The following is a 9,509-nucleotide window of genomic DNA, read 5'->3' on the forward strand; positions in this document are numbered from 1 at the left end:
TCTGTTTTGTTGATGAAAAACTTCCCGCCCCAACGGGCGGGAGGCTTTTTCTTAGCTTTTAATGCCGTTGTGACGCAGTAAAGCGTCTACAGTGGCAGGACGTCCGCGGAAAGAAATAAAGGCGTCGGCGGCTTTTTTAGATCCTCCTACTTCCAATATGCTTCGCAGGAAGTCGCGCCCGGTTTGCGGGTTGAAGATGCCCTCTTCTTCAAAGCGCGAGTACGCATCGCTGGAAAGCACTTCCGCCCATTTGTAGCTGTAATAACCAGCAGCATATCCGCCTGCAAAAATATGGGTGAAGCTATGCGGGAAGCGGTTGTAGGGGGTTGATGGCGTTACTGCGGTAATGCTTCGGACTTCTTTCAGCATTCGGGCAATAAAATCGGCTTCATTCGCAAAATGCTGATGGATTCTGAAATCAAACAATGAGAACTCCAGCTGCCGCATCATTCCCATTGCGGATTGGAAATTTTTTGCAGCGAGCATTTTTTCATACCATTGATCAGAGAGCTTTTCTCCTGTCTCAACATGGCAGCTTAACTCATCAAGTGCCTCTTTTTCCCAGCACCAGTTCTCAAAAATCTGGCTTGGTAATTCAACAGCATCCCATTCAACACCGTGAATGCCAGATGCGCTTAAGTAATCAACCTGAGTCAGAAGATGGTGCAGGCAATGACCGCACTCATGGAATAAAGTAGACACTTCGTCATGAGATAAAGTGCCAGGATTATCTCCGGCAGGTTTGGCAAAATTGCAGGTCAGTGTGGCGATGGGTAACTGAATTTCACCGTTGGGCAATCGTCGTCTTGTTTGCAGTGAGTCCATCCAGGCCCCCCCGCGTTTATTTTGTCTGGCATAGAGATCCACATACATAAACCCGCGTGAGTCATTCTTTTCATCCAGCAACTCATAGCAAATGACGTCCGGATGCCAGGTTTCAGCGTTCTTGACCTCTTGCAGGCGAATACCATACAAACGTTCGATGATGTTAAACAGCCCACTCATCACCTGATTTTGCGGGAAAAATGGACGCAATTCCTCCTGTGAGAAATTGTAATCACGATGACTCAGTTTTTCAGACAGGTAAGGAATATCCCAGGGTGAGACGGGATCAATTTTCCATTCTTCTCTTGCATATTTTTGCAAATTCTGGAACTCTGCCCTGGCCTGATCAAGAGCGCGTTCGCTTAAATCAAGGAGAAAGTCAGTTACCTGAGTGGTTGAGTCCACCATTTTGGTAGCAATCGACAATTCTGCATAATTTTTAAATCCCAACAACTGCGCTTCTCTGTGACGCAATGCCAGGATTTCCTGCATAATGGCTGAATTGTCAAATTTACCCGCTGTAGGACCCTGATCAGACGCACGGGTTACAAAGGCATGATAAAAGGTTTCGCGTAATTCTCTATCATCCGCATAAGTTATTACCGCCAGATAACAGGGAAATTCAAGATTTAACACCCATCCTGGCAATTGCTTTTCCTCGGCCAACTCTCTTGCCGTCAGTATGGCATGCTCTGGCAGGCCTTTTAGTTTGGCCTCATCGGTAACATGCATTGTAAATGCCTGTCCGGCATCGAGCACATTGTTTTCAAACTGATTGGATAATTCCGAAACTCTCGCCTGGATGTTTTCAAATTCCTGCTTATCTTCAGGAGACAAAGCCACACCGGATAATTCAAAGCCCTGCAGCATATCCTCATGTAGTTTTTTCTGGACATCATTCATGTGAGTGACGTCCAGAGAGCGAACAGCCTCATACAATGCCTGATTTTGGCCTATAGCCGACTGGTAAGCTGACAGTTTGGGCAGACAATCTTTGTAGCAAGCCCGTAATTCGGGGGAATTTACCACGGCATGCAGATGGGATAGCGGAGACCAGAAACGCTCCAGTTCATCCTCCATTTCATCAAGCGGATCAATCAGATTTTCCCAGGTAAAAGCGGTTTCCTGTTGCAATAACGTATTGATGCGCTCCAGATTATTTTGAAGCATGTCGCCCAGATCGTTTGCAAAATGTTCTGGATCAATCGATTTGAAAGACGGTAATTTAACTTTCGACATTACAAGATCTCTAGGAATAAAAAAGAAGAGCATAGCACTTTCCGAAAGAATGCTCCAATGCCCAGGCTATGTGAGCTGGAATACAGGCTGAGTAAGAAGTGTATCGTTATAGTGTCCATCCTGTTCGTTCTTATTAACCGAATTAAAAAACAGGAGTGGCGAAGAGGTAATACTCGGCTTTTCTTTTGCTGGTAATTGCAGCTGATCCTGAGGTCTTAACTCTTCAAAATAACGGGTAGCCAAAAAGCCGGCTACGGTCGCGCTTAAAAAAATCATTGCGCCAATGAGGGGAATAACAGGGTTGGCCATGAAAAATGGCAGCATCAGGATGAAGCCAAGACAAACGCCTGCAGTCGTTGCAATTGTAGTGAGTACGCGCCTGGTCTCTATTTCAATACGAAAGTCCAGAATTTTCTGATGGCGAAGCAATGCCTGGTATTCTTCATATCTTGAATCATCATCCTTAATCTCATCAGCCATTTCAGCGTATTTGGCTTTCAACTGATTAAATCGGTGGATTTCAATGCCAGCTCTGATACCTGCCCAGATTATGTCGTAAATAAAGCAGGCAAGACTGAAATAAACCCCAATGGGAGCCAATGGTCCAACAAAAACAAAGCAATTCAATACCCCGGCGGTAAACCAGATCACATCATTTCCAATCTCGAAATAGCGCCGTTTTAATTGCGCCAAAAAACGAAACCAGAAACCGAGATTTTTCTCCTGCTCAGTCATGAATGCGGGTACAGAATGCTTGAAAAGGAGGAATAAATTGGAAAACAGACGAGGGGCAAAGAATATCCAGCCCAGATAAGCCAATGCCGGATTGAGCACTTTATCAACCGTGGCCATCGCTTTCGCATATTGATCGATCTGGCTAAGAACTGGCACCAGGGCGTTGAGCAAACGTTTGCTGCGGATAAAAATCAATCGAAAAGGATTAACCCAGGCCGTATCATTACGCATTTTCTGCGTGAAGGTATCAGCCTTTAACTCCAAATCGACAGGCTGAGGCTCAAAATAATAGCCGCGTTTTTCCAGGTAGTAACGATAAACAGCCTGCTCTTTTCTTAAGCGCAGCACCTCGCGTGGCACATTGATGTAATTACGAAACAGATATTCCAATAATTCAGCATATATGAGTGCTGCCTCAAGTTGTTTTGTAAATTCGGGCGAGTCTGGGCGCAGCATAAATTCGCGCGCGAGCTGCGTACAAAGTATGCTGTATTCGAGTGTCAATGCCAGATGTTCTTCGACAAGCGACTCGTAGAACGCCTGCGGCCTGTCAGAAAAGTCCGCGGTTTGCCAAATTTTTGTGCCTTCCAGTGTAATTGACGGTTCCAGTTGAACAACTTGCGGCAATCGTCGCATTACAACGTACATAATGCCCTTTAGGTTTAAATTCGAGACCAGCATGATCTCAAATTTTAAACAAAAAGTAAAATAAATATAGAAAAAGTCTGGTAATGAACAAGTTTTATACAATACTAATAAAACAATCTCGGCAACCTTGCTGATTAAAAGCTTCTGAGCGACAATAGGCAACCTGATAATAGGGGAAGTAACACATGCATTCATCAAGTGATTTGGCCAATGCTATAAGAATTTTGAGTATTGATGCGGTAGAACAAGCGCAGTCCGGACATCCTGGAATGCCCCTGGGAATGGCTGATATTGCCACTGTGCTCTGGCAGAAATTTCTGAAACATAATCCCAAGAATCCTCATTGGTATGACCGCGACCGTTTTGTCTTGTCCAATGGACATGGCTCGATGCTCTTGTACTCCTTACTGCATTTAAGCGGCTACAATCTGCCGATTGAAGAGCTTAAAAATTTTCGTCAGTTACATTCCAAAACTCCCGGCCATCCGGAATTTGGTGAAACCCCTGGTGTGGAAACAACGACCGGCCCTTTAGGCCAGGGTTTAGCGAATGCGGTAGGAATGGCCATTGCTGAAAAATTAATGGCCCGCCAGTTTAATCGCCCCAATATGGAGCTGGTTAATCATTTTACCTATGCATTTGTTGGCGACGGCTGTCTGATGGAGGGGATATCCCATGAGGCTTCTTCTCTTGCCGGTACTCTCGAATTAGGCAAACTGATTGTTTTTTACGATGACAATGGCATCTCCATTGATGGAAAGGTCGACAACTGGTTTCGCGATGACACGGCGATGCGTTTCAAGGCCTATCATTGGCAAGTCATCGGCCCCATTGACGGCCATAATCCTATTGAGATTGAAACAGCCATTAAACAAGCCCAGGCAGAAACGACAAAACCCAGCCTTATTATCTGCAAAACCACCATCGGCTTTGCGTCTCACGTGGCTGGCAGTGAAAAGTCACATGGCGCTCCTCTTGGTGCGGCTGGAATTGAGCAGGTTCGTAAAACACTGAACTGGGCTCACCCCGCATTTGAAATTCCAAATCAGATTTATGCAGAATGGAATCATGTTGAGCAGGGTCAGCATGATGAAAAACAATGGCTCCTGGCCTGCAACAACTATCAGAAACAATATAAAGATGACTATCAGGAGTTTTTAAGACGTATTAATGGCGACTTACCTGATAACTGGCCAGCTGATGCAGAGCATTTTATTCAGCAGTGTATTGCCGAAAACAAAACAATGGCTTCTCGTAAAAGTTCCCAGTATTGCATTGAGCATTTTGCCAAAGAATTACCTGAAATGCTGGGCGGCTCCGCCGATTTAACCGGCTCAAATAATACAGACTGGTCCGGCAGCAAGGCTATTTCTGCAGAGGACTTTTCAGGAAACTATTTATATTATGGTGTGCGTGAATTTGCGATGGCCGCGGTAATGAACGGCATTGCTTTACATGGCGGCTTTATTCCCTATGGCGGCACCTTCCTGGTGTTTACGGATTATGCTCGAAATGCAATTCGTTTAAGTGCATTGATGAACCAGCGTGTTATTTTTGTGTTAACACATGACTCGATTGGTCTTGGCGAAGACGGTCCTACCCATCAGCCTGTTGAACATGCCGCCATGCTTCGTCTAACGCCTGGCATGCAGGTTTGGCGCCCTGCTGATCTGGTGGAAACGGCAGTCGCCTGGGCAGAAGCCTTACAACACCAATCCGGCCCCTCTGCTCTTTTATTATCGCGCCAGAATTTGCCGGCGCTTTCTCACGCGCCCGATGCGTCAGCCTTAATCAGCAAAGGTGCTTATATTCTGAGTGACTGTGAAGAACCGGAAATTATTCTGCTGGCTACCGGCTCGGAAGTTCAGCTCGCCCTGGATGCTGCAGAACAGGCTCGTGCGAACGGTAAGCGAATTCGTGTGGTTTCCATGCCCTGCTGCGAACGTTTCTTGCAGCAGGATGAAGCGTATCAGGAACAGGTCTTGCCCAGACATGTACGCAAGCGCATTGCGATTGAGGCTGCCGCCAGTGGTTACTGGTATCGCTTTATAGGACTTGATGGCGAGGTGGTAGGTCTTGAGCGTTTTGGCGTTTCCGCACCAGCGGCAAAAGCCTATGAGTATCTGGGACTAACCGTAGAAAATATTATTAAAGTAATCAATAGATTGTAATAATGGCTCTTTTTGATTGAGTCAGTATATTTCGGAGAAGTTTTATGACTATACGAGTCGCAATTAATGGCTATGGCCGTATTGGACGCTGCATTCTGCGTGCTTTTTTTGAAAACGGCCGTCAGGATGAGTTGCAAATAGTAGCAATCAATGACCTCTCAGGCATTGAAACCACTGCTCATCTGACCCGATATGATTCCACCCATGGCCGTTTTGCCAGTACTGTTGCTATTGATGGGGATAAACTGGTCGTTGATGGCCAGCCGATTAAGGTGCTGGCGCAGCGAGATCCTGCTCTTTTACCCTGGGGTGATCTGGATGTCGATGTGGTGCTGGAATGTACCGGTGCATTCACATCCCGTGAAAAGGCCATGCAGCATATCGTATCGGGCGCCAAAAAAGTGCTGATTTCAGCGCCAGGTAAAGATGCGGATGCCACCATTGTCTATGGAGTAAATCACCACAGTCTGCGTGCCACCGATATCATTGTTTCAAATGCCTCCTGCACTACGAACTGCCTTGCACCGGTCGTCAAGCCCCTGCATCAGCGTATTGGCATTACCCAGGGTTTGGTTAACACGGTGCATGCCTATACCAAAGATCAAATGTTACTGGATGGCAGCCATCCTGATTTAAGACGCGCCCGCTCGGCAACTCAATCCATCATTCCCACTAAAACAGGTGCGGCCTCTGCGGTAGGTCTGGTATTGCCTGAGCTGGCCGGCAAACTGGACGGCTTTGCAATGCGCGTCCCGACTTTGAATGTTTCCGTAGTCGATCTGACGTTTATTGCTGCCCGGGAAACATCGGTCAGTGAAGTTAACGACATTATGCGTCAGGCAAAAAATGATATTCTCCACATCAACGAAGAGCCTCTGGTCTCCTGCGACTTCAATCACCATCCAGCGTCTGCAATATTTGACGTGACACAGACCAAAGTCATGGGTAATCTGGTTAAGGTAGTCGCCTGGTATGATAATGAGTGGGGTTTTTCTAACCGCATGCTTGATACTGCCAAGTGCATGATGAATCGTTAAGAGATCAAAAAAACATGAATGTTTTAAAAATGAGCGACCTGAATCTCAGGAATAAACGGGTTCTTATTCGTGAGGATTTGAACGTCCCGATTAAGGATGGCATGATTACCAGCGACCAACGTCTGCAGGCCTCTCTGCCTACTATCAAGCAGGCTTTGGACGCAGGCGCTGCCGTTATTGTGCTTTCCCATCTGGGCCGCCCGGAAGAAGGGCGTTTCGAGAAGCGATTTTCTCTTGAGCCGGTAGCCGATTATTTTGCCGGATATCTTGATTATCCAGTCCGTTTTGTCAGCGACTATCTCGATGGAATTGATACCAGACCCGGCGAATTAGTGATTTGCGAGAATGTTCGGTTCAATGTGGGCGAAAAAAAGAATGACCGGTTTTTATCGCAGAAACTGGCTTCATTATGCGACATCTTCATTATGGACGCCTTTGGAACGGCACATCGCGCTCAGGCATCGACAGTAGGTGTAGCCGCATTTGCTCCTCTTGCCGCTGCTGGTCCTTTATTAGTGAGTGAGTTAGAAGCTTTGCAGCAGGTTTTGAAAGCACCAAAACATCCAATCGTGGCCATTGTAGGCGGAGCGAAGGTATCTACCAAGCTTAGTCTGCTCAAACAAATGGTGACAATGGTAGATTACCTGATTCCAGGCGGCGGAATAGCCAATACTTTTTTAAAAGCTCAGGGCCATGAAATTGGGGTATCACTCTGTGAAGATGAGCTTTTGGACGAGGCGCGGGAAATTCTGCAGCTGGCCAAAGACAAGGGATGCAAAATGCCCCTGCCTACTGATGTAGTGGTTGGTAAAAGCTTTACTGAAAACTGTCCTGCGTTCAATAAATCACTTCATCACATTGCAAGTGATGATATGATTATGGATATCGGCCCGGACACCGTTCGTGCCTATGTGGATATTATTGATAAGGCTCAGACCATTATATGGAATGGACCAGTGGGTGTCTTTGAGTTTCCTCAATTTTCCTATGGAACTCGGGCACTGGCTATTGCTGTCGCAGACAGCGACGCTTTTTCAGTTGCAGGCGGCGGCGATACGCTGGCAGCTATCGATCTTTATGATTTAAATCAGCAGATTTCCTACATTTCTACAGGTGGCGGAGCATTCCTTGAATGTCTGGAAGGAAAAACCTTGCCGGCCGTTGCTATTCTGGAAGAACGTGCTAACGACCTTCAGAAAACGCCTTGATTGTTGAGGGGGTTACTTATCCGGATGTTGTTGCACAATAAGCCTGTTGTCTTTGCGAACGTTAGTGAAGCAATCCAGATCGAAAACTTGAACAACATCAGGAGATTGCTTCGCTAACGCTCGCAAAGACGGCTTTTTGTGCACCTATTTTCATTATGCAACAACGCCTGCGCGGAAGTGGTTGAGATCTACATGCAAAAATAGATCGGCAACTAAATTCGAGGAATCCGATTGAACAGGAAATAAATTCCATCTTTTGCCGCTGACGGCAAAAAAATTGGTATACTCTGCGCATTTCAATATGAGAATGATGTCATCATGAACGCATTAGAAACAGCGGTGAAGCAAGCTCTGGCTTTGTCTGGAAGCAGTCAGGAAGCCAATAAGGCCTATCTTGAATTTATTAAAGCCAATTTTATCATTCCAATTGATAAAAAATCAGCAGCGGATAATCCGGAAGTGCTTTATATGGTTGAAGACGGAAATTATTTTCTGCCGGTATTTTCAGATATGAGTTATTTCCATCCCTGGGCCCAGGATATTAAAGATGAAATTCAAATTCTTCGCCTGTCAGGTGTTGATCTGCTTAAGGGAGTGGGCGAGCAAGTTACGGTATGTCTGAACATTGGCAGTTCTATTTATAAGGAATTTAATCCATCGGAACTGGAGAGAATGCGTAGCATGGTTCTAAAACTGTTTAAATAACATCACAGCCTCTTGTTTTTGTCGACAAGAGGCGGTTTATTTCTTTGTAATCATTAAGCCACCAAATCCAAAACCTGATAGCCAACTACAGCAGTCGCTGCCAGGGCCCCGGTAATTTTTAAGAACGTTGACAGAAACGCTGACTGAAAAGGATGATGATACCATTGATCATTGGCAGCAGCCTGCGGTGCTTCCAGTTCCTCTTCTTCAATCTGCTCAGACAGTGAAAATAAAGGCTCTTCTCCGTAAAATCCTGCCCACCAGCCTTCGCTCCATTGGTCATGCTCTTCAGTTCCGGCAGCATAAGGGTTTTCTTCTTCAGAAAGCTCCGCAGCGGCACATTCGTAACCAAAAACATAACACTCTTCAAGACTTGGATGGTCAATATTAAAACGTAATCGTAAATAAGGTGTAAGCGTTGTTTTATCTTTCATTTCAATACCCCTTTGCATACTAAAATGTATTCATTAATCCTTAAGCATTTATCGCACCAGTTTGTGAAGCAATTAATCTTAAGTTATGGTTCCATTGTACGCCTGGGAAATTGGGTGTGCCTGAGGGAAGACACAATTTACAAAATCTTGACAATAATTTTTTTATTAACCATTTTTGCGGGATTGATGTATAGGCGGACAGATTGAGAGAAATTCCCTAAGGAGTTCTGTCATACCCTCGAGGGGGGTGAATCCATTCTTCAGTCGGCATTATAGCGAGCTCAGAAATGGAATCCCCGCCTGCGCGCTGAGTGATCCTGTCATTATTTTGAACAACTCAAAGCGCCAGATTCAATAAATGAGTGATATTGCTGCTGCAGGTCACTCATTACGCTCCGAAATAAATCCCAATTAAGTAATTCTGGTTCATGCCGAAAAGCCATTCTAGCGAGATGAATAAAAGAGCGAACTCGTTTGTTTTTTATAGTATTGGCCTGATAAGAACGA

The 9,509-nt window shown here is 45.6% G+C and carries 7 protein-coding genes and 1 pseudogene; 4 read left to right on the top strand and 4 right to left on the bottom strand.

Annotation, left to right across the window (positions count from 1 at the left end):
* Window positions 1–51: 51 nt before the first annotated feature.
* Together E1O89_RS08885 and E1O89_RS08890 are read right to left on the bottom strand one after the other, a co-directional pair.
* On the bottom strand, window positions 52–2,064 hold the full coding sequence (locus tag E1O89_RS08885; protein WP_262337473.1) for a M3 family metallopeptidase: 2,013 nt from the start codon (window positions 2,062–2,064) through the stop codon (window positions 52–54).
* A gap of 66 nt (window positions 2,065–2,130) precedes the next feature.
* Complete coding sequence (locus E1O89_RS08890) at window positions 2,131–3,447, bottom strand: hypothetical protein (protein ID WP_133139851.1); 1,317 nt, start codon at window positions 3,445–3,447, stop codon at window positions 2,131–2,133.
* Window positions 3,448–3,632: 185 nt separating this feature from the next.
* Here E1O89_RS08890 and tkt point away from each other — a divergent pair, with 185 nt between their 5' ends.
* From tkt to E1O89_RS08910, 4 genes are all read left to right on the top strand, one after another.
* A complete protein-coding gene (tkt, locus tag E1O89_RS08895) occupies window positions 3,633–5,618 on the top strand; it encodes a transketolase (protein ID WP_133139852.1) in 1,986 nt (661 codons plus the stop codon).
* Between the two features lie 44 nt (window positions 5,619–5,662).
* Window positions 5,663–6,655, top strand: coding sequence for a type I glyceraldehyde-3-phosphate dehydrogenase (gap, locus tag E1O89_RS08900; RefSeq protein WP_133139853.1), 993 nt, complete (start codon window positions 5,663–5,665; stop codon window positions 6,653–6,655).
* 14 nt (window positions 6,656–6,669) lie between these two features.
* On the top strand, window positions 6,670–7,863 hold the full coding sequence (locus tag E1O89_RS08905; RefSeq protein ID WP_133139854.1) for a phosphoglycerate kinase: 1,194 nt from the start codon (window positions 6,670–6,672) through the stop codon (window positions 7,861–7,863).
* Window positions 7,864–8,181: 318 nt separating this feature from the next.
* A complete protein-coding gene (locus E1O89_RS08910; protein ID WP_133139855.1) occupies window positions 8,182–8,568 on the top strand; it encodes an SseB family protein in 387 nt (128 codons plus the stop codon).
* Between the two features lie 53 nt (window positions 8,569–8,621).
* Here the strand turns inward: E1O89_RS08910 and E1O89_RS08915 are convergent, their stop codons facing one another.
* Window positions 8,622–9,002 (bottom strand): transmission trait enhancer LetE, encoded by a 381-nt coding sequence (locus E1O89_RS08915; protein WP_112219542.1) that lies wholly within the window; start codon window positions 9,000–9,002, stop codon window positions 8,622–8,624.
* Window positions 9,003–9,325: 323 nt separating this feature from the next.
* Window positions 9,326–9,509, bottom strand: a pseudogene (locus E1O89_RS08920) (IS4 family transposase); the annotation flags it as partial.

It is taken from the genome of Legionella genomosp. 1 (genome assembly GCF_900640215.1).
GTDB classification, from domain to species: Bacteria; Pseudomonadota; Gammaproteobacteria; order Legionellales; family Legionellaceae; genus Legionella_C; species Legionella_C quinlivanii_A.

Coding starts and splice junctions, on each gene's coding strand:
- E1O89_RS08905 (WP_133139854.1), top strand. CDS start 6,670: ATGAATGTTTTAAAAATGAGCGACCTGAATCTCAGGAATAAACGGGTT.
- E1O89_RS08890 (WP_133139851.1), bottom strand. CDS start 3,447: ATGTACGTTGTAATGCGACGATTGCCGCAAGTTGTTCAACTGGAACCG.
- E1O89_RS08885 (WP_262337473.1), bottom strand. CDS start 2,064: ATGTCGAAAGTTAAATTACCGTCTTTCAAATCGATTGATCCAGAACAT.
- E1O89_RS08910 (WP_133139855.1), top strand. CDS start 8,182: ATGAACGCATTAGAAACAGCGGTGAAGCAAGCTCTGGCTTTGTCTGGA.
- gap (WP_133139853.1), top strand. CDS start 5,663: ATGACTATACGAGTCGCAATTAATGGCTATGGCCGTATTGGACGCTGC.
- tkt (WP_133139852.1), top strand. CDS start 3,633: ATGCATTCATCAAGTGATTTGGCCAATGCTATAAGAATTTTGAGTATT.
- E1O89_RS08915 (WP_112219542.1), bottom strand. CDS start 9,002: ATGAAAGATAAAACAACGCTTACACCTTATTTACGATTACGTTTTAAT.